This is a genomic window from Nostoc sp. UIC 10890, assembly GCF_054786515.1.
The window spans coordinates 1,380,560-1,400,335 of record NZ_JBSGKF010000001.1 but is presented as its reverse complement, the minus strand read 5'-3'; the positions used below and the strand labels follow the sequence as shown (position 1 = coordinate 1,400,335).

Below are 19,776 nucleotides of genomic sequence, written 5' to 3'. Positions count from 1 at the left end.
TGCTGAGTATAGCAGAAGGCAGGAGGCAGGAGGCAGGAGGCAGGAGGTAAAAGTATTACTATTCCTAGCCTTGGGGTTTTCAATCTGAAACCCTTGCAAACAATTAATTACGAATTACGAATTACGAATTACGAATTACGAATTCCGCCTTGCGGTACTAGCGTAATTACCACGTTAGTTTTTTGGGGTAAGTGGGTAGTATAAATTACCGAAAAAACTAATTTGGCATATAGTGATGTTCAAAACTAAATTACCACCATCCCGTACTTCACGGGAATTTTATACCTCGAATTTAATGCATCGCCATATTGGGGCGATCGCAGTTCTACTTTTAATTAGCTTGCTGAGTTCATTAACTGGAACACCAGTTGACCATACCATCTCTAACTACTGGGAAGGCTTTCTCTGGGGACTGGCAGACCCAGTAACTAGCTTGGATTGTTTAGTTGGTATTGTTGCTATTGGCTTACTCTCATCTGTGTTTATTCGTGGCGCTGTGATACTTGGATGCTTTGTCTTCGCAGCAATCTTGGGCATTGTAATTCATCTATTCCAGCTAAATTTTCCCGGTGCAGAAATAGCGATCGCTATTTCTACCATCATTTTTAGTACTATGCTGATGATGCCAAATCAACCAAACTTTGTAGTACTTGCTCTCATGGGCATCAGTGCTGGTTTATTTCAGGGTTACACTGTTGCTGAATCTATTATTGGGGCAGGAACGATACCATTAATTGCCTATATAGTAGGTATGACCTTAACTCTGTTTGCAGTTGCCATGAGTGCCAGACAAATTGGTACTGCAATGGGTATGGGAGAAATCAACCGAACTTTACCCTGGAAAATTACCATTGCTGGTTTCGCTTTATGTGCGATCGGCATTGTGTTTTTGAGCAATTCAATTATTTAAATAATATATTTCAATTCAGTGGAATACATTCATTCGTGGGGGCGTACACCTAGCTGTGCGCCCCCACTCGTGATATTGAGTTCACTCGCATCGCATCACCGCGTTACCCCACCCTAACCCTCCCCTTGTAAAGGGGAGGGAACTAGATTTTCTTGTTTCCCCCCTTTACAAGGGGGGATTAAGGGGGGTAAAACGTATGTGGGATAAGCGTTTAAGCTTAACTTGAAACCAATGTTCATGAATTACCCCTACAGCGTAAGTCCTAAATACAAAAAAGCCTCCCATACGGGGAGGCTTAAAAGTTAGCGGAGACAACTTGTTAAACTACAGCGCAATTACAGCGATCGCTCCTCCTAATGCAGAGAAAATCGCGGAGACGAGTGCTGTGGCAAACAGCCACCAAGCTGCTGTAGCTGCGGCTTTGCGGGTTTCTTCTGCTTGCCGCTGTGCTTGATGCTTTACCTGTTCTAGGCGGCGTTGGGCTTCGTGCTGTATGCGTTCTGCACGTTGTAATACTGTGTTGCGGGCCCGTTCAATTTGGTCGATGATCCGGTTGGCATCTTCCTCGGAGATGTCCTCACGAGAACTCATAATTGCCACTAGGGTATCACGGTCAAAAGAGGACAGGCGATCGCGCAGGGCATCAAACCCCGCCTGGGGATCATCAAAGAATGTGCGGACATCCTGCTTGATACTGTCATAGTTAAGTTCCGGGCGATCCAAGGAGTTGAGGTAGTTACGAATCCGGGCAAAAACTCCATCAATTGCATCTTGAATGCCTCGTTGAATATTCCGCACTTGTTCTACAAATTGATCCCTCACGGATACAATGTTGTCGGCAATCCGCGCCGCTTCTTCATCAGAAATATCTTCCCGAATTTTCAGCAGGGCGATGATGGTAGAACGGTCAAAATGGGAAAGGCGATCGCTAAAACTTTCCACGCCGACTCGTGGATCATGCAACAATAATTGCAAGTCGCGTTTGATGCCTTCAGGATTGAGTTCTTCTTTGCCTGTTTGGCGCAGATACTCTTCCACATAACCTTTGAATGTTTCCACTCTTTGCTGTGTGCGGCTAGCAAGGCGACGAGGCGCACGTACAAAGTTGCGAATTGAAGTTTGGGTGGAATCAATGATTTCATTGACTTGTTCTTCACTCAAATCTTGACGTTGACTGAGCAACTTCACCAGTGTATCCCGGTCTACCTGCGACAACCGACGGCGTAGTGCTACGGTTCCCTCTTTGGGATTTTCAAACAATCTGGTCAAATCTCGCTGAATACCCTCTGGATTCAGTTCTTGTTTCCCAGTATTCCGGAGATAATCTGCGATCGTGGTGGTAACAGAGTCGTATTGCTCTTTCGCCTTATCTGCTAAAACTTGGGGTGTGTGGCGAATACTATGCCATGATTCCTCAGCAGCATTGATGATTTGATTAATTTGATCTTCACTCAAATCTTCCCGCTGATTCAACAATTGCACCAAAGTATCGCGGTCAAAGCGAGACAAACGTGCCCGAATTGAGGTGATTCCACCTTGAGGATCTTCCAGTAACTTTTTGAAGTCGGCGCGGATGGCATCAGGATTCAGTTCTGATTTTCCGGTGTTACGCAGATATGATTCTACATTCAGCCACAGGGTTTCTGCTTGATATTGTGCCTGTTCAGCTAGTCCTTTGGATTCTACCAAGACGCGATCGCGTTGTTTTTCCAACTCATCCAGAATGGTGTCTACTTCATATAGCTGGACATCATTACGTTGCAGCAATATCTCCCGAATTTCCTGCCTTTCAACCTGCGCCAATCGCAATGTCAGAGTTTCATAATCTGCCTCTGGGTCTTGCAACAGTGGTTTGAAATTCTGCTCAATGCCTTCGGGTGTAAAATCTGCTTTTGGAGTAACCAGCAGATAACTTTCCACTGCGCGTTGCAAGTCTTGGACTATCTCTCTTTCTTCGATCGCTCTCACTGTCACTAGCACTTCTTGGCGGACAGTTTCTAGCCGATCGGCAATGCGCTGAATTTGTCCTTGGGTGAGCAATCCCCGCTGTTGGAGGATTTTGACGAAATCATTACGAGATAGTCGTTCTAGTTCCCTGCGGACGATTCCAGGGTCAGCTGCTGGGTCGTAGATGACATCATGAAATTCCTGGGTGATTTTTTCTGGACTCAGTTGCCAAGCATAAGTGTTGTAGAGGTAATTTTCGACATCAGCCCGAATCGGACTATAAGGTTGCGATGGTGTTGGCAACCCTAGCTTATCTGCTTCTTGGGTGACTTTATCTTTGGCAGTGGTGAGGCTACGCAAGATTTTTTCCACATCCAAATCAGACAAATCTGTTCTTCCCAATACCACTCCGGTTAAGGCAGATAGTCCTTGCTGGAGTGTACTTTGAATTGGCCCCGTAGCTGCCTTTTGGTCAGATCCTTTCGAGCCACGAGTTTCTGCGACTAACCGATCCAGCTTGGCGTTGAGTTCATCTGTTTTGCTTTGTCCTGGTGGAAGTGATTTCAGATAATCGATCAACTCACCTAAACGGTCTTCGGTGGGTGGTTGCTGACTTACCACTTGCTGCCAAACTTTATACAATGTATCAGCAATGCGGCTAACATCTTTTTTGGAAAGGTCGGTGCGGCTGCTGACTAATTCGATGAACTTTTGGCGGTCGATGTTGCGGATATCTGGAGTCCCTGCGATCGCTTTTAACTGCGGATCGTTGAGTAAATTTTCAAAATCACTCCGAATCTTTGACACATCGATTTCTGGAGGACGGATCTTTTCTAAGTAATCTTCAATGTTTTCCCGGATACTCACGGGGTCGATGCCGCTTCCTAATTCTCGACGGACAGCGGCGGCGGCGGCTTCAGCTGTCGCTACCACTTGGTTATTCACAGCTTTAGCACCCAGTGCGGCGGTAGCAGTCCCCATAATCGCCTGAAAGCCGGAAGTTGCGGTATTGACGACTGAGCCAATTAAGGAGCCTACTGTGGTGGAACTTACCCAAACGAGAATTAAAAAGTAAGCACCCCAAATCACCAAACCGAGAATCGCTCCCAATCCTGGATCTAAGATTACCAGGCTCAATTTTACTGCGAGGAAAGAAGCGATTAATAAGGCGATCGTCACAGTGATTAATGTCCAAATCCCCACTGCTGTGCCGATTTTGCGAATGCTGCCACCCAAACTTCCCACTTCCCCATCATCTGAATCCGAGTCAGATGAGTGCCCCAGGTAGGAAATACCGGCTGCAAGGGAGAGATTAGTTAGAACTAATTGGAAAGCAAAGGCTAGAATCACGCCGGAGATTAAAGCCACAAAAAAGCGCGGCCCGGAAACAAGAGCCGATGCCTGTGCTGGTGTGACGTTTGAGGATTCTGCTGGAATCTGTGCTAGCCACAATAGTGGTTTGTAGAGTCCCAGCATGATTTCCGTACTTTGGAACATTGTATTTCCTTCTTCTAAGGTTTAAATTTGGGGAATTAAGATTTTCTTGAGAAGCAACTCTTAGTATTTATGTTTGTACCTATGGCAATACCTAACTCTTTAGATCAGAATCGTAGAATTTAGCTGTTTAAAGCATCCATCCAAAGGCTGAAACCCTCATCCAGCGCAAGATATAACTTTTCTTATCTCTTGACAAAAAACTTCATCTAATTGGCAGATAAGATTATGTATATATCGCTAATTTATAATTTTTAATTACTTGTTTATAGCGATTGATTGTACATGAATTAAAAGCTTTACAATATTTCGTATTTGTTTACATAGTTATTTGTTGTCACCCTCTCAAGGTGGATTTGTCCATACCAATATGTTGTTGATTATCGTCCGCAAGAAGTGCCTATAGTTTGTTCCTATAGGCATAAAGCAGTTTAGTTATACATAGCTACATTAAAGTTAACAAACACATCTTGAGTACAAAAAAAATGGAAACACGTCCTTCCACTGATTTATCAACTGTTGCTAAAGCTTATAACGGTATAGATCGCAACGCATTTTTATTTGGCTGGACTCCTCAAGCCGAAATCTGGAATGGTCGATTAGCAGCTATTGGTTTTCTTGCCTATTTACTTTGGGATTTAGCTGGTTTTAGCGTTCTGCGCGACGTATTACACATAATCGGTTACTAATAGTCTGCCACAGCCATTCTGACTGATTAAGAACCTATAGGAATCCGATTTGATTTTTGAACAAAATTAGGCATTTGTAGTAGCGTGTCAAGCTTAAGATACTGCATTAGCTTGACTTTTGTGGAATGGGCGTCTCGCCCGTCTGTGCGGGCAAGATGCCCACACTACAAGAAAAATTTATTGCAACATTTTAGTCTTGCCACGCCGCTACGTATATTTTCAAAAATCAAATATTTACGCCGACTTACTTAGCACTATCCTTACCTAAAGTAAAAACCGAACCAACACATATAAAGCTGAAGCTACTAGTTGTAATAGCATCACTGGAATACCGTAGTGGAGAAAAGTTTTAAACGAGATGCGGCGTCCATGCTGCTCAGAAATGCCAGCGGCTACGATATTAGATGATGCACCTACAAGTGTACCATTACCTCCTAAAGTTGCACCAAACATCATGGCATAAAACAGAGGTAATACTTCTGGCGGAAACTGTCCTTGAAAATCTTGTGCTAAAACTTCTGCGGGTGCTAATCCAACAGTCACAATATATTGTTTAAGTAAGGGAACCATCCCCACCACTAAAGGAATATTGGGCACTACGCTGGATAATATACCCACAAAAAATAATAAAAATAGAGAACCCAGGATAATATTTTTTCCTAAAATTACTGCCAATATTCCTGATAAGCCATTGATTACACCTGTTTTTTCTAGTCCTCCAATTAACACAAAAATACTCATAAAAAATATTAATGTACTCCAGTCTACATCCCGCAAAATGTTGTTAACTGAATCGATTTTGCTATGATGAGATAAAAGCAAAGCTAAGGCTGCTCCTAACAAAGCTGCGGCAGCAGGTGAAATCGGAACTGGTAGAGATTCTCCAATGACAAAAAATAGCAGGACGAAAAATACAATAATTGCACCCAGGCTTAAAGCACGTGGATGATTTATTTGTGGGTGTGGTAGTTCTTCAAGATTATCTAACTGTGTATTCCAAATTTTACGGAATAAAAATGGCAGTGTTGCAATCACTATGACAATGGCAATCACTCCTCCTAAACTCAATTTCAATAAATAATCTGTAAAGCTTATATTCACAGCATCACCGACAATAAATGTAGCAGGATCTCCAACTAAAGTCAGCAGTCCGGCACTATTAGCAACAAACACCATTAAAATCAACAATGGTACGAAATTTATCCCAATTTCTTCCGCCATTGGTGGAATTAAAGGTGCTAGCAACATTACTGTTGTGGCATTTGGTAAGACTGCACAAATGGGTGTCACTATAGCCACAATACCAAGTAATAGACGTTTGCCTTGTCCTTTAGCTAGAAGTACTATTTGAGTGGCTAAATAATCAAATATCTTCGTAGGCTCAAAAGCCCGCACTAACACCATAACTCCAAAAAATAAACCGAGTGTTCCATGACTTTTGCCGATGTAACCAACAGCTTCTTGCAAAGTCATGACGTTGCTAAAAACTAATAATAATGCTCCCAATAATGCCGCAATAGTGAGATGTACCCATTCCGTCATTACTAAAACAATGACGCTTATAAACGTAATCACACTAAGGATTGCTTGCCAGTTTTCCACACCCTAACCTCCCGAAGTTTTATTGGTTGAATAGTAGCGAAAAAAGCCACCTATTTATAGGTGACTTATCTGTGATTAAAATTGGATAAAAATTACTGCAATTTGCAATAGCGATTATTCATCAATACAACTGGGAATACCCAAAACGGCGCAGGGAAAATTAGAGCCTAGTGCCTCAATCATCGGATGATTCACAGAGTTGCAACCTAAAAACAGAATATCGGCATTTTCTGATTCAACAACTTTGGCAAGTTCTGTAGAAATGCAGCCAAAGCGCAAATGAGATTTGAAGGAACCCTGCCATTCTTCAGCCAGACTTCGAGCTTGCCAGAGAATTATATCTGCTTGTTGTAGGGGAGTTACTACTGTCTGCAATTTTGGTTGAGTTAATACTAGTGTGACAGACTTTGATACTTCACTAACCTGACATTCTAATGAAGGCTGTTGTTGTGGAAAACTCAAGATATTTGGAGCCTGGCTGCTTTGATTATCTTCTAATACATAAACAGCTTGAACTGTAACTTCTGCATTAGTAGCTAAACGGGTTTGATGGGCAATCCAAAAGGCAATATCTAATGCCGTATGACTTTTGGGAGATCCGTCATAAGCAACAATTAAATTAACTGCTTTTGATTTTTGAGGTTTGTTATAAAAAGGTTTTTTTGGTTCTGGCAGCAGTACCATTTGTTCAATTAAGTCATCTCGACCTGTGGCACTTTGCAGACGTGCTAACATTGGCTTGATTTGCACAGCTTTACTTCTCCCAATGAAATGAATTAGTAATGAGAAGCAGGGGGACAAATTTTGGATTTTGGATTTTGGATTTTAGATTGAGTAACGATAACCAAAATCTCAAATCTTAAATCAGTCAAGGAAACCCCAATAATAACTGTATTACAGCCAAACTCTTGGGGGTTCCTTCCATTGCCTACGGAGTTAGCTGACGGGCTAAGACTGGAAGGTGTCTCTCTCTTAGGAGTGCTGTTAGCGCAAGCGGGGCGTTTAGCCCGTGGTGAGTGCTGAGTCTTGAGTTAAAACTTCTGACTCTTAAATTGCCGCTCTCTGCAAGATTAGCCCCAAACATTGGTTCCTCCGTTCCAAATCCAGCTTTCATGAATTTGAATTAGGCTACCCACTAAAAAAAATGATAATCTAATTTACTCGTCTTGGGCAAAATATCGATCAAGGAAATTTAGGGCGTGGTTGCGGAGTTCAAAATATTCTTTTGAGTTTCGCATAGCGGCGCGATCGCGTGGATGCTCAAAAGGAACTTCTAAAATCTCCCCGATATTAGCAGCTGGGCCATTGGTCATTAAGACGATGCGATCGGACATATAAATTGCTTCGTCTACATCGTGGGTAATCATCATCACTGCTTGACGATTATTTTCCCAAATATCCAATACCTGCCGCTGCAATTTGCCACGAGTTAGCGCATCTAATGCCCCAAAAGGTTCATCCATCAGCAACATTTTAGGACGAATTGCTAAGGCTCTGGCAATACCTACTCGTTGTTTCATACCTCCAGAGATTTCATCAGGATATTTGTCAGCCGCCGCCGTCAAGTTTACCATTGCCAAGTGCTGATTTACAATGCTAATTTTCTCAGCCCGATTAGCATTTTTTAGCACTTCATCCACAGCTAAACGGATATTTTCTCGTACTGTTAACCAAGGTAACAAAGAATAGTTCTGAAATACCATCATCCGCTCGGCTCCTGGCTGACGAATTTCTTTTCCGTCTAGCCGGACTGAGCCGGAAGTTGCTTTTTCTAAACCAGCTACTATCTTTAGTAGAGTTGATTTACCACAACCTGAGTGACCAATTACAGAAATATATTCATCTTCACCAATTGTCAGATTAACTCCATCTAAAACGACAAAGTTCTCTTGATCAGGTGTCGGATAAGACTTGACTAAATTTTCAATTTCTAAAAATCCAGTGCGGGGAAGAACTTTGGTCTGGGTATTAATAGGTAATGAGGTATATTCCATCATCAAATGCTCCCGAAATAATCTAGTCATCAAACAAACAACTTTGGATTTTAGATTTGCAATTTTAGATTATCTTTCGCCCACAACAAGCAAGGCGTAAACCGAAGAACTACAATCCAAAATCTAAAATTGGCACAGCCAATATTTGAACTTGGAATTTAAGAGATGAAAAAGCTAGTGGGAGCATTAGCCCTGATAGCAAAACTATTTAGATAACCCACCGGATCGCTGGGGTCGAAGGCTTTGTTATCTATAAATACTTCTGGTGGTTCGACCTTGTAATCATCCTTGGGACACTGAATGCCCATTTCTGATGCTATCTCCCGATATAAATCTGTTCTCCAGCCATCTTCAGCTAATTTCTGGGCATTATTGGGGAATTTCTTAATTTGTCCCCACCGGGCTGCTTGTGTCATTAACCAGATACTTCTCGATCTCCATAAGAATGTCGAGTGTTCTCCTGGCTGTTTGGGAAGGTTGTCAGGAATATCGAAGAAAATCGTGGTGTCATCGGCTTGGATGGTACGGTCTTTGCCGTCAAAGCCGCCGTAATTATAGTTGCCCAGAATTCCGGGACTTGTAAATTTGGCAATTGGAGCATCTTGATTTTTGGGTTTAGCACCTGTAAAGGAACGGTCTGTAAGTAGTTCGGCTACTTCTTGGCGATTTTCTACTTTGCTGCAATACTGACAGGCTTCAATCATCGCCTTGACTAAAGAACGATAGGTTTTGGGATATTTTTCGATGAAAGATTGCATCACTCCCAACAAACGATCTGGGTGTCCCAACCAAACTTCTTTACCTTGTGCGAAGGTAAAGCCGATGTTTTCATTACCTGTTATTGCTCGTGTATTCCAGGGTTCTGCAACCATGTAAGCTTGCATGGCGCCAATCCGCACATTTGTTACCATTTGAGGGGGTGGAACGATAATGATCCGAAACTCTTTAAGCGGATCAACACCTGCGGCGGCAGATAAGTAACGGATAAAGTATTCGTAAATCGCGGAACTTAATACTACCGCCCAGACTTTGTTTTCTGACGCCTGCTTGTCAAAGTAGCCTCGGAAATCCCGCCCAAAGGCTTCTAAAGCGCCATCGCCATATTTTTCTTGATACTCGTACCACGGACGCAGCCCAAAATTCCACATGGCTTTGTTCATTGTCATGGCGTTACCGTGGCGATGAATGGTCATGGCTGCACACAAGGGGGCTTGGCGTGCGCCTTCGGCACCAATTCTGGCGTTGGTGACAGCACCAGATACTACGGGTGAAGCATCCAGGCGACCAAAAATTAAACCGTCGCGGGAATTAGCCCAACTAGCTTCGCGGTTGAGTGTAACGTTCAAACCATATTTGCGGAAGAAACCTTTTTTCCAGGCGATCGCAAATGGCGCACAATCATTGACGGGAACGTAACCAATGGTAAGGTCAGATTTTTCTAGGTCTTGCCATCTAACTACTGGTTGCACGGCTAAGGCTTCTTCAGTTAGTCCTTTAGCTGATCTATCTCCTGAAATTCCACAGGAGGACAATGCTATTCCGGTTGTAGTTGCTCCGATTCCTTTAATAAAATCTCGTCGAGTCCAGTTATTATCACCCATTTTTGTAGCTCCATTGGTGATCAATTACTCACGCTTCAAGCGCAGAGTCTCGTTGTATTTAATTTTGCTGTTTTGATAGCAGCCGAATTTTGTTAGTTGGAAGTTCTAGGGCGATGGGTTACTAATTCTTGGATTTTGTCCACAGCGTAATCTAGGATTAACCCAGTTAAGCCAATTATCAACACAGCTAAAAAGACTGAACTGAGGTTTAAACGACTCCATTCATCCCAGACAAAAAAGCCGATACCAACACCACCTGTGAGCATTTCCACGGCAACGATTACTAGCCAAGCTATACCTAAACTAATTCGTAAACCTGTAAAAATATACGGCAAACTTGCAGGCCAAATGATTTTTGTTATCCGTCGCCAACGAGGTATTTCTAGCACTCGTGCCACATCTAAATAATCTTTGGGAACGCTAGAAACTCCTAAAGCGGTATTAATAATTGTCGGCCATAAGGAGGTAATAAAGATGACAAAAATAGCGGAAGGATCTGCTAAGTTGAAAATTGCTAAGGCGATGGGCAGCCAAGCTAGGGGCGATACGGGTTTAAAAATTTGAATGATGGGATTGAGCGCTAGCATTGCCGGTCTGGACATCCCAATTAGAAACCCCAGAGGAATCGCTACTACTGCACCTAACAAAAAGCCTATTAATACCCGACGCAGACTTGCGATCAACAACCAACCAATTCCCAAGTTGCCTGGGCCTCTTTGGTAGAAGGGATTTAAGATGTAGTCTAAATTAGCGATTAGCGCTTCTGGTGGGGTGGGCATCAATTCATGGTTGGCAAGTGCAATAATCCACCACAGCACAATTATTCCCAAGAAGCCCAATACTGGTAAAAAGAAGACATCTCTAAAAATGACGGGTTTGGTCTTTTTCCAAACAGCTTGCCCAGCGATCGCTGCGATCGCTGCTAAATTTAGTTGAAATATCATTGACGACCTCAACAGATTTAAGTGCGGGTACAAAAAGTTTGAGCAGTACCAGCCCTGGACACTGATGAGATCGGAACATTATAAAAATGCCGTCTCTTCAGTCTCCTCTCAATGCCTACGAAGTTAGCTGACGGGCTAGGGCTGAGAGATGCCCTTCTTAAGAGAGTTATGAGTTATGAGTTATGAGTTATGAGTTATTAAATAAAATTTAATTCCTAACTCCTCACTTTCAACTCCTCACTTTCTTTGAGATTCGCCCCACAATTTGGTTCCTCCGCTCCAACGTCACGCACTGTGATGCGTTGGATTAGGCTGACTTACTCGAATAGATACTAAATTATGCACATTATAACATCTATATGTAGAGCATAACATTAATGCTTTAGTAACTACATCTGTTTTATGGTAAATGTTGTTTATTTTAATACTGAAGTCAAGTACCTACATTGGCTTTTCGGTAATCAAGAAAATCTCTAATTTTGGTTGTGTTGTGAGTGAAATCCTTACACAGCAAGCTAAATATTTTAATTAAGTCAAGTATCAAGCTTGTTGACCGCAAGAGTTTTATTGTTTGTTTTAGGATATATATTATACCGCATAATTTTTATTTACGGTTAGTTAATCTAACCAACGAAAGAATTTGCAAAATCTATTTCTATTGATAGGTGGAACATATCAATTTTTTTGGTAGATCGCCATTTCAGTCGCTAAACTATTTGGATATGGAAGTTTACTCATCTATCTCCTAGCTGAATTTAACATAATGGATTTTAGTCAAATACTGGCTGAAAAAACGGATATCATCCTGAAGCAATGGATTGCAGCAGTTCGCAAGGATAGACGCATTGAAAGTGCTGATGAACTATCTTATACAGCAGTAAAGGATCACATCCCTGATCTTTTGAAAGCAATGGTGACAGTTCTTTCAAAATCTCAGGATAATGATATTCGGTCAATGGTTACTGCCAGTTTTCAGCATGGAGCGATTCGAGCCGAACAAGGCTTTGATCCAGCAGAAATTGCCAGAGAATATCATCTGCTGCGAACAGTAATATTTGATGCTATACAAGCAGATTTATTGAAGGGAACCCCATCAGAGATAATTCGTTCCATGCGTTTGATTGATGTGATTGTAGATGAAGCGATCGCTCAATGTTTCAAGAGTTATGTTGAGCAACGCTTGCAAGAATTACACCGGTTGCAAGCATCACTAACGCTCCATAATCAGGAACTCACGCGGTTAATTAGCGCCAATCAAGAGTATCTTTCCCAATTAGCCCACGAATTGAAACATCCCCTCACTTCCATTATTGGCTACTCGGATCTATTTTTACGCCAACAACGACGCAAGACTGAGATAAAAGACAACTTTACCAATTTAGAACATATTGAGCGGGTACTACGCAATGGTAGACAGTTACTTCATCTGATTAATGATGTATTAGAACTTTCGCGCTATGAAGCGGGACAGATAAAACTCCAATTAGCGCCTACGGATGTGCGTGAATTAATTGGTAATGTGTGTGAAATGTTAGAACCTTTAGCTGCGGGAAAAAATTTACAAATTGTGGTGGATTGCGATCGCGCTCCCGAAAAGGTAATGGCAGATTCTTTCCAACTGCAACAGATTATCACAAATCTTATTAGTAATGCGATTCGTTATACAGAGTCGGGGACTGTGATTATAATGTGTCAGGTGTTGGAGAATCAGAGATGGGCGATCGCAGTTTCTGATACAGGAATTGGCATCGCACCAGAAAACCAAACCCAGATATTTGAACCCTATTTTCGCGTCAGTGCTAGCGATCGCCCCTATCTTCCCGATAGTACTGGGTTGGGATTAGCAATAGTATCGCGGTTGGTAAAACTATTGCAAGGCCAAATTAACCTAGCCTCGCAGGTAGGCGTTGGTTCTACTTTCACTGTCATTTTTCCTTTGGAAATGGAATTTTAAAAGTATTGGGCAATTGTAAATCGCGACTACATTAGCATTGTCCACCTCCGTGGACTAATACAAAATCAAGGGTTTTAAACCCACCTCGGTGGGTTTTGTCTGTATAGCCGCGATTTCTAATCGCCGGGGCTTTTCTTAGAGGTTGTTTGAAAAGTGGTTAGCTGTGATTTTAGGCACTAACTGATCCCCCCTAGCCCCCCTTAAAAAGGGGGGAACCGAAATCAAAGTCCCCCTTTTTAAGGGGGATTTAGGGGGATCTAGAACGTTTTACTACCAAAAAGAGGACTTTTCAAATATTCTCTTAGGGATGGTATCTACCATCGCCATTTCTATCTTTCTATTTCATCTACTGCTTTGGGAACTCCCGCAGTTAACACTTCATGTCCAGCAGGTGTAACTAATACATCATCCTCAATACGAATACCAATACCAACCCATCGAGGATCTGTCTCTGGCTGGTCTTCTGCTAGTTTCGTATCTGGCACAATATATAGTCCTGGTTCCACTGTCAAAATTTGACCAGGTTGTAAAATCTGCGGTTTATCTTCACCGTGCTGGTAAACACCCACATCATGGACATCCAAACCTAACCAATGACTGGTGCGGTGCATATAATATGGTTTATATTTCTCTTCTTCAATTAACTTGTCAATTTCACCTTTGAGAATGCCAAGTTCAACTAAACCTTCTGTGAGGACGCGCACTGCTGTATCGTGAACTAAGTTGAAAGGATTACCTGGTTGCACTTGAGCGATCGCTTGTTTTTGTGCTTCTAAAACAATCTCATACAGTGTCTTTTGTTCTGGCGTAAATTTACCCCCAACAGGAAATGTCCGGGTAATATCAGAGTTGTAATAACCGTAAGCACAACCGGCATCAATTAGCAGTAATTCTCCATCCTGCATTTGACGATTATTTTCAATGTAGTGGAGTACGCAAGCATTCACACCGGAAGCCACAATAGAAGGATAAGCCGGCCCTAACCCACCCCGCAAGCGAAAAATGCGTTCCATCTCCGCTTGGATTTCGTACTCATAACGTCCAGGTGCGGCGATTTCTTGGGCATAATTATGTGCTTCAGTAGCGATCGCAGCTGCTTGACGCATCAATTCCAACTCAGCTTCGCTTTTGATCAATCTCATGCTGTTGAGGACAGGGCCAGTATCTTCAATAGCGATCGGCCCAGTACCGCGCTTCGGATAAGTCCGCAGTAAACTTTGGTAATGTCTCAGAATTTGGTCATTGAAGGTGCGATCGCGTCCTAAGTGATAGTAAATCCGGCTGGCTTTTTCCAAATACTGCGGTAACTTTTCATCTAACTCACTAATGGGATAAGCCTCATCAGCACCATACATTTCCTTCGCTGCATCTACCCCACAAAGATAGCCAGTCCATACTTCCTTTTCGCGATCCTTCGGTTGGACGAACAGTACAAACCGATGTTCTGCATGATGCGGCGCTAACACTGCTACTGCCTGTGGTTCATTAAAACCAGTCAAGTAGAAGAAATCACTGTCTTGGCGATAAACATACTCGACATCGTTGTGCATCACTGCCATTGGCGCACTGCGAAAAATGGCTGTACCATCACCAATTTTTGCCATTAATTGCTCGCGACGCTGCCGATATTCTGCTTGCATAGCTGATGTATGTATTAAAGTATTGTGTTATTTTACACTTTTGGCAACTAGAGGATGCACAGATTATGCTTCTTAATAGTTGCTAATCTAAGTTATTCTAACCAATATTTGTTTCCACTCAATTCATAAATTGTTTGGAGAATAATCAATTATCCCGAAAGACTCAGATCCCCGACTTCTTTAAGAAGTCGGGGATCTTGTTGTTATTGAATGATTTAGGATATTTTTATTGGACTGATTAACTGTTAAAGATACCAGTAGATTTTTGATACAGCATTTGAATGCCAAAGAAAATAGATAAAACAATTAAGTCTTATCTATAAATCATCATATACATCAAACACAAAAAATATTTTATAATTGCTTGTATAGGACTTGAAAATTTAAACCCTTTAGTTTAAAACAAACAGATATTTATCTTCAAAGAATGACATTAATAAAGAAAAAATAGTTATAAAGAAATATTGAAAGCCGGGTAAATGTTATTTGGTTACAGAAAGAGGTTTCAAAAAAAAGTTAAAAAAAGATGACAACCAATCATAAAACTACACCATGTTTGGAACTCAAAATACTTCAAAAAATTCCAATAATGATCAATGGGCAGCAACTTCCCAAAAAATACAAGCGTTAGCATCTCCTCTTGATAGTTTAACTACTCTAAGTTCTGATTCGCTTCTGGGGAGTAAGAGTTCCTCACAACCAGAACAATCAGCGGTGGTATCAGCAAATCCCAATCCCAATCCTTACTTAACTAGTGCAGCGATTGTTCCTGACTTTAACGGTGATGGCAAAACTGATAAACTTTGGGTCAATGCCCAAACTGGTGAAATTATCGTTCGCCTGATGGATGGAACAAGTGTTATCGAACAAGGTTCCTTGGGTCAATTTGACCTAGCCGCCTATGATTACAAAATTGCCGAATTCAACAATGATGGCAAAACCGACTTCTTATTACGCAATAAGACAACCGGTGAGAATAGTATTGTGCTGATGGATGGCACCAGAGTTGCTAATGCAGCTGCTCTAACTACCGTTGATGCAGCCTGGAATCCAACAATTGGCGATTTCAATGGCGATCGCAAAACCGATATTTTCTGGCATAATGCTACAACCGGTGAGAACGCTATTTGGGAAATGGATGGCACAACAGTTCTCACTGCAACTGTTCTAGACACTACAGACCCAGCACTAACTCCTACCATTGTTGATTTCGACGGCAACGGCAAGAGTGACATCTTCTGGCGGAATCAGACAACAGGCGATAACAGCGTTTGGTTCATGGATGGTACGCAAAAGAGTGAATTTGCTCTGCAATCACAAGATGCAGCTTGGACTTATAGCGTTGGCGATTTCAACGGCGATTTAAGCACTGACCTGTTGTGGAGAAACGCTCAAACAGGTGAGAACAAGATTTGGACAATGAGAGGTATCTTAGTCACCGAAGGTGCTTTGGGAACACTTGACTCAACTTGGACTTCCAAAATTGGTGATTTCAACGGTGATGGCAAGACCGATATCTTCTGGCACAATGGAACCACAGGTGCAAACACTGCTTGGTTGATGGATGGTACAACAGTCGCTACTGAAGCTTTCTTACCGGCTAATAACCCGGCCTTAGTACCATCTCTTGGTGATTATAACGGCGATGGTAAGACCGACATCTACTGGCGCGATCAGACAGCAAGTGCAGACAACATTTGGACTATCAATGAGACAACAGCCGTTGAGACTCCCATCAGCGACGCAGATAAGCTTGGCCCAGAGTGGTATACATTCTAAAATCACGTGAGTTCGATGAACCTCTCCCTCCCAGCCTCCCTCTGGGAAACGAAAAGGGAGGAGCAACGAATTCAGCCTTTTGCTCCCCTCTCCGCGTCGGAGAGGGGTTGGGGGAGAGGTCATTATTTTTCCCCTGCTTCCCCTGGTTCTTTCTCAGTCTCTTGTATTCAAAATTTGTAACTCAAAACCTGAATTTCCCCATTTTCCGGCAATTTACCAGGGCTAATGGAAATACTATCTCCATTGCTACGCCGCACTGGCATACCTTGCATTAAGGTCAGAAAATCATCCAGTGGTGAAATATCACACTTAGCAGCATCGGCGGCTTGTGTCCGGTAATGGGTCGGAATCACTAACTTGGGATTTAACACTTGAACAGCCTGCTTTGCTTCCTCAGCATTGTAGGCTTTTGCACTGCCTCCCACTGGAACAAATGCTACATCGGGACGACCCATCAGGATTTTTTGCTCAATGGTAATTGGTGCAGCGGCTCCGCCTAAGTGTAAGATATTAATTCCACCTTGCTTCCAACTCCAAGCGGTGTTTGAGCCAAACTGCTTACCACCTTTGCGATCGTGGTCTATGGCAATTCCTTGGAACTTAATGCCTTTAAACTCATAAACTCCTGGTTCATAGATGAGTTTTGCATTTCCCGGTAGTACGTCCACAGCGCCTTCATCTAGTAGTTGACTGCTAATCAGTACTAAATCTGCTGCCACTTTTGGGGGACGATATCCAGCAGTACAGCCGACCGTCCGAAATGGATTGACAAGAATTTTTGCACCGCCACCAGTAAAAAGAAAGCAAGTATGACCCAACCACTGAACTGATAAACCGCTAGATTGTGCGTCAGCTTGAGATTCAGAACCCAAGGTAGTAACTAAAGCTGTGACCAACCCCGCCCCAGCATAGCCCATCAACTGTCGTCGTTTCATTAATTATGCTCTTGACTGTAACTGTTCCAAAAAATTTCGCAATAACTGTTTTCCTGAAGATGTCAGGACACTCTCTGGGTGAAATTGGACGCCCTGAATGTGAGGATAGTTCCGGTGTCGCACTCCCATAATGGTGTTGTCTTCAACCCAAGCGGTGATTTCTAACACATCTGGGCAAGTCTCACGTTCGATTACCAAACTATGATACCTGGTGGCGGTTAGAGGATTTTCTAATCCCCGGAAAACTCCCACCCCAGTGTGAGACACCTGAGAGGTTTTGCCATGCATCAATTCTGGAGCCGGAATTATTTTACCACCGAATACTTGACCGATGCTTTGATGTCCCAAACAGACACCCAAAATTGGTAACTCTTGTCCTAGCTGTTCAATCAATGCTAAAGAAATGCCAGCATCTTCTGGGCGACCAGGCCCAGGAGAAATAACCACGGCTTCCGGCTTTAAGGCTTGAATTTCATCTATGGATATCTTGTCGTTACGAAAAACTTTAATCTCATCTGCAACTGGGAATTCTGCTGCCAATTCTCCCAGATATTGCACTAAGTTATATGTAAAACTGTCGTAATTATCGATAACTATAATCAAAGCTCATCACTCCTGGTTTTTAACACTCATCATTTGCAAACAGCATAGACAAATATCTCATGCTATTTGTTTGCTAGGTGTAAAAATAACGCTGACGTGGACACGTATATATAAAGCAGCTACTCTACGACAAGCCACTTCGTAAATTTTGAATTGTTTATAATGTGTTATGCAAAGGAAATCGAACAGAGTGTAATTCTCTTACCGAGTCACTTGGCGATGCCTGCGGTAAATGCTCGCCTCCGTAAATCACTTCTACAAAGCCGATATAATTAACGTTACCAGAGGAGGGAGCAATAGCGTACCAGCTACTAGCACCGCTACTAAAGCAGAGACAAGGACTGCACCGGCTGCACAATCTTTAGCAATTTTTGCCAGATCATGGTATGTCTGCTTAACGGTTAAGTCCACAAGGGACTCGATCGCTGTATTTAGTAACTCTAATGCCAAAACTAAACCACTAGTTATACCAATTACCGCTATTTCCACCGCTTGCAGATGTAAAAAAACGCTTAAAGCGATCGCCATTGCACAAACACTTACATGGATGCGAAAATTACGTTGAGTTTGAAAACTATAGCTGATTCCAGCCCAAGCATATTTAAAACTAACAAATAAATTAGAGGCTACTTTCCAAGAGAATTCTCGTTCGTTAGACACAAGTGTTTGTAACGAGGTAGGCGTTGGTGGTGGAGAAATTTTTTGGGACATAGACTTAAAAATACAAAAATAGAGTTGCTACAGTGGGAATATTTGCCAATCTTAATGGCAGAATTAACTTTGAGGCAATCTTTAGGGAATTTTCCACAGAAGTATTATAAAAGTATTACCAAAAATTGACACTAACGGATACACAAGTTACTGCTATTCAATGTCAATAGTAATACCTATTGCGTTCAGCAATCTCACTTGCTGTTCTAACATTCGCTCCAAACTTTCTTCATCAGGATGATCCCAGCCTAACAAGTGCAATAAACCATGAGCAGCTAACCAGGCTAGCTCAGTTGGTAAACTATGTTCTTGTTGTTGAGCTTGGCGTTGTGCCGTATCTACAGACACAATAATATCACCTAGATATAATGGCACAGAGGTTAGCATTTCTTCGCTTTGAGGAAAATCCACCTCCAAAGCAGCAAAGGCTAAAACATCGGTAGGCTTATTTTGTTGACGATACTGAGAATTGAGTTCTTGAATTTGCGAGTCATCTGTCAAACGCAGCCCGATTTCATAACTTGGCGCTGGCGGAATCTGAGGGTGAAGTATTTCCAACCAGTTATTAAACCAATTTTCCCAAGTTTCAGGAGTAATTCGGGCATGGGTGTCCCCAATTTTTACAGATGTTGTCGGGGACAACTCGTAAAAATACTCCTCCACATATAGTTCAACTCTCAGGGGCACACAGTCTCCTAGTCTGAGGTTTACGATTTGTTGTTAGTGAGTTAGGTAAGCAAGACCAACAAGGAGAGCTAAAAGCCCTACAGCAGTCAACGCAAAATGCTTCAGGGAAGTTGCACCCTTCCGCACCATGTTTCGCATGGCGAGTTTTACGTAGCTAGGTTGAGATTCTGATGAAGGAGAGTTGCTCATAGTTATTTGTCTACAGGCTCTTTTATAACTGTAACAGTTGGTCTGGGATAGAATGGCGATCGCCTGTATCTTGCTGAGAAATTTATCCAAGATGCTA

General features: G+C 42.4%; 16 protein-coding genes and 2 riboswitches. Of the genes, 4 read left to right on the top strand and 12 right to left on the bottom strand.

The window, feature by feature from the left end:
* The first annotated feature begins 235 nt into the window (after nt 1–235).
* Nucleotides 236–910 (top strand): HupE/UreJ family protein, encoded by a 675-nt coding sequence (locus ACWATR_RS05565; protein ID WP_460330226.1) that lies wholly within the window; start codon nt 236–238, stop codon nt 908–910.
* 324 nt (nt 911–1,234) lie between these two features.
* Here ACWATR_RS05565 and ACWATR_RS05560 read toward each other — a convergent pair whose 3' ends face one another.
* Nucleotides 1,235–4,354, bottom strand: a complete 3,120-nt coding sequence (locus ACWATR_RS05560) for an MFS transporter (RefSeq protein WP_460330224.1) — start codon at nt 4,352–4,354, stop codon at nt 1,235–1,237.
* 482 nt (nt 4,355–4,836) lie between these two features.
* Here ACWATR_RS05560 and ACWATR_RS05555 point away from each other — a divergent pair, with 482 nt between their 5' ends.
* A complete protein-coding gene (locus ACWATR_RS05555) occupies nt 4,837–5,040 on the top strand; it encodes a high light inducible protein (protein WP_069068507.1) in 204 nt (67 codons plus the stop codon).
* Nucleotides 5,041–5,304: 264 nt separating this feature from the next.
* On the opposite strand, the gene ACWATR_RS05550 is transcribed toward ACWATR_RS05555, so the two are convergent.
* The 5 genes from ACWATR_RS05550 to ntrB form a co-directional block, all read right to left on the bottom strand.
* Nucleotides 5,305–6,642: an SLC13 family permease gene (locus ACWATR_RS05550; RefSeq protein WP_460330221.1), complete on the bottom strand. Its 1,338-nt coding sequence runs from the start codon at nt 6,640–6,642 to the stop codon at nt 5,305–5,307.
* Nucleotides 6,643–6,756: 114 nt separating this feature from the next.
* The gene (locus ACWATR_RS05545) at nt 6,757–7,377 is read right to left on the bottom strand and encodes a universal stress protein (RefSeq protein WP_460340214.1); all 621 of its coding nucleotides are present in this window, start codon (nt 7,375–7,377) and stop codon (nt 6,757–6,759) included.
* A gap of 175 nt (nt 7,378–7,552) precedes the next feature.
* A riboswitch (cyclic di-AMP (ydaO/yuaA leader) is annotated at nt 7,553–7,782 on the bottom strand.
* A gap of 17 nt (nt 7,783–7,799) precedes the next feature.
* Nucleotides 7,800–8,636, bottom strand: a complete 837-nt coding sequence (locus tag ACWATR_RS05540; protein ID WP_460340211.1) for an ABC transporter ATP-binding protein — start codon at nt 8,634–8,636, stop codon at nt 7,800–7,802.
* 158 nt (nt 8,637–8,794) lie between these two features.
* Nucleotides 8,795–10,237 carry an ABC transporter substrate-binding protein gene (locus tag ACWATR_RS05535; protein WP_460330219.1) on the bottom strand — a complete coding sequence of 481 codons (1,443 nt, stop codon included), beginning with the start codon at nt 10,235–10,237 and terminating at the stop codon, nt 8,795–8,797.
* 92 nt (nt 10,238–10,329) lie between these two features.
* A complete protein-coding gene (gene ntrB, locus ACWATR_RS05530; protein WP_460330217.1) occupies nt 10,330–11,181 on the bottom strand; it encodes a nitrate ABC transporter permease in 852 nt (283 codons plus the stop codon).
* Nucleotides 11,182–11,278: 97 nt separating this feature from the next.
* Nucleotides 11,279–11,505: riboswitch (cyclic di-AMP (ydaO/yuaA leader) on the bottom strand.
* A 439-nt stretch (nt 11,506–11,944) separates the two neighbouring features.
* Here ntrB and ACWATR_RS05525 point away from each other — a divergent pair.
* A complete protein-coding gene (locus tag ACWATR_RS05525; protein WP_460330215.1) occupies nt 11,945–13,135 on the top strand; it encodes a sensor histidine kinase in 1,191 nt (396 codons plus the stop codon).
* Between the two features lie 329 nt (nt 13,136–13,464).
* Here the strand turns inward: ACWATR_RS05525 and ACWATR_RS05520 are convergent, their stop codons facing one another.
* Nucleotides 13,465–14,775 carry an aminopeptidase P N-terminal domain-containing protein gene (locus ACWATR_RS05520; protein WP_460330213.1) on the bottom strand — a complete coding sequence of 437 codons (1,311 nt, stop codon included), beginning with the start codon at nt 14,773–14,775 and terminating at the stop codon, nt 13,465–13,467.
* A gap of 552 nt (nt 14,776–15,327) precedes the next feature.
* On the opposite strand from ACWATR_RS05520, the gene ACWATR_RS05515 reads away from it, so the two are divergent.
* The gene (locus ACWATR_RS05515; protein ID WP_460330211.1) at nt 15,328–16,554 is read left to right on the top strand and encodes an FG-GAP repeat domain-containing protein; all 1,227 of its coding nucleotides are present in this window, start codon (nt 15,328–15,330) and stop codon (nt 16,552–16,554) included.
* Between the two features lie 167 nt (nt 16,555–16,721).
* Here the strand turns inward: ACWATR_RS05515 and ACWATR_RS05510 are convergent, their stop codons facing one another.
* The 5 genes from ACWATR_RS05510 to ACWATR_RS05490 form a co-directional block, all read right to left on the bottom strand.
* A complete protein-coding gene (locus tag ACWATR_RS05510; RefSeq protein WP_460330209.1) occupies nt 16,722–17,489 on the bottom strand; it encodes an MBL fold metallo-hydrolase in 768 nt (255 codons plus the stop codon).
* A 3-nt stretch (nt 17,490–17,492) separates the two neighbouring features.
* Nucleotides 17,493–18,092 carry an anthranilate synthase component II gene (locus ACWATR_RS05505; RefSeq protein WP_460330207.1) on the bottom strand — a complete coding sequence of 200 codons (600 nt, stop codon included), beginning with the start codon at nt 18,090–18,092 and terminating at the stop codon, nt 17,493–17,495.
* A 255-nt stretch (nt 18,093–18,347) separates the two neighbouring features.
* Nucleotides 18,348–18,803: a diacylglycerol kinase family protein gene (locus ACWATR_RS05500; protein WP_460330205.1), complete on the bottom strand. Its 456-nt coding sequence runs from the start codon at nt 18,801–18,803 to the stop codon at nt 18,348–18,350.
* Nucleotides 18,804–18,956: 153 nt separating this feature from the next.
* Complete coding sequence (ybeY, locus tag ACWATR_RS05495) at nt 18,957–19,484, bottom strand: rRNA maturation RNase YbeY (protein WP_181932571.1); 528 nt, start codon at nt 19,482–19,484, stop codon at nt 18,957–18,959.
* A gap of 39 nt (nt 19,485–19,523) precedes the next feature.
* Nucleotides 19,524–19,679: a DUF3285 domain-containing protein gene (locus ACWATR_RS05490; protein ID WP_435026806.1), complete on the bottom strand. Its 156-nt coding sequence runs from the start codon at nt 19,677–19,679 to the stop codon at nt 19,524–19,526.
* Nucleotides 19,680–19,776 lie beyond the last annotated feature (97 nt).

What these genes read in the sequence shown, in the direction of transcription:
- ACWATR_RS05565 (WP_460330226.1), top strand. Translation starts at nt 236, where the DNA reads ATGTTCAAAACTAAATTACCACCATCCCGTACTTCACGGGAATTTTAT.
- ACWATR_RS05560 (WP_460330224.1), bottom strand. Translation starts at nt 4,354, where the DNA reads ATGTTCCAAAGTACGGAAATCATGCTGGGACTCTACAAACCACTATTG.
- ACWATR_RS05555 (WP_069068507.1), top strand. Translation starts at nt 4,837, where the DNA reads ATGGAAACACGTCCTTCCACTGATTTATCAACTGTTGCTAAAGCTTAT.
- ACWATR_RS05545 (WP_460340214.1), bottom strand. Translation starts at nt 7,377, where the DNA reads ATGTTAGCACGTCTGCAAAGTGCCACAGGTCGAGATGACTTAATTGAA.
- ACWATR_RS05540 (WP_460340211.1), bottom strand. Translation starts at nt 8,636, where the DNA reads ATGGAATATACCTCATTACCTATTAATACCCAGACCAAAGTTCTTCCC.
- ACWATR_RS05535 (WP_460330219.1), bottom strand. Translation starts at nt 10,237, where the DNA reads ATGGGTGATAATAACTGGACTCGACGAGATTTTATTAAAGGAATCGGA.
- ntrB (WP_460330217.1), bottom strand. Translation starts at nt 11,181, where the DNA reads ATGATATTTCAACTAAATTTAGCAGCGATCGCAGCGATCGCTGGGCAA.
- ACWATR_RS05525 (WP_460330215.1), top strand. Translation starts at nt 11,945, where the DNA reads ATGGATTTTAGTCAAATACTGGCTGAAAAAACGGATATCATCCTGAAG.
- ACWATR_RS05520 (WP_460330213.1), bottom strand. Translation starts at nt 14,775, where the DNA reads ATGCAAGCAGAATATCGGCAGCGTCGCGAGCAATTAATGGCAAAAATT.
- ACWATR_RS05515 (WP_460330211.1), top strand. Translation starts at nt 15,328, where the DNA reads ATGTTTGGAACTCAAAATACTTCAAAAAATTCCAATAATGATCAATGG.
- ACWATR_RS05510 (WP_460330209.1), bottom strand. Translation starts at nt 17,489, where the DNA reads ATGAAACGACGACAGTTGATGGGCTATGCTGGGGCGGGGTTGGTCACA.
- ACWATR_RS05500 (WP_460330205.1), bottom strand. Translation starts at nt 18,803, where the DNA reads ATGTCCCAAAAAATTTCTCCACCACCAACGCCTACCTCGTTACAAACA.
- ACWATR_RS05490 (WP_435026806.1), bottom strand. Translation starts at nt 19,679, where the DNA reads ATGAGCAACTCTCCTTCATCAGAATCTCAACCTAGCTACGTAAAACTC.